The sequence below is a fragment of the Streptomyces sp. 13-12-16 genome (assembly GCF_002114215.1).
Taxonomy (GTDB): Bacteria; Actinomycetota; Actinomycetes; order Streptomycetales; family Streptomycetaceae; genus Streptomyces.
In genome coordinates, this window is sequence record NZ_NCTE01001435.1 from 1 (window position 1) to 390 (window position 390).

The following is a 390-nucleotide window of genomic DNA, read 5'->3' on the forward strand; positions in this document are numbered from 1 at the left end:
CGATGACCGAGCGGCTGACCGCCGCGGCGCACGCCGTCCCCGCGCTCCAGCCGTTCGTGCCGGGGCTGCGGGCCGCCTTCGCCGCCCTGACCACCTGCGACGCCGGGCCGCCCGCCCAGCGCGTCCACGGTGACCTGCACCTGGGGCAGGTGCTGCGGGCGGGGCGCGAGTGGTTCGTCATCGACTTCGAGGGCGAGCCGTCCCGGCCGCTCTCCGAACGGCGCAGCGCCCACTCCCCCGTGCGGGACATCGCCGGGATGCTGCGCTCCTTCGACTACGCCGCCCGCCAGCGCCGCCCCTGGCGCCCGGAGTGGGCGCGCCGCTGTCGTGAGGCCTACTGCGCGGGCTACGCCGCCCGCGCCGGCTGGGACCCCCGCAAGAAGCACGGCC

Annotated in this window: 1 protein-coding gene; it reads left to right on the plus strand. The window is 78.2% G+C overall.

Features of this window, described 5'->3' with window-relative positions:
* Nucleotides 1-390: phosphotransferase (locus B7767_RS42190; protein ID WP_179167555.1), on the plus strand; the 390-nt coding region annotated here is incomplete at both ends.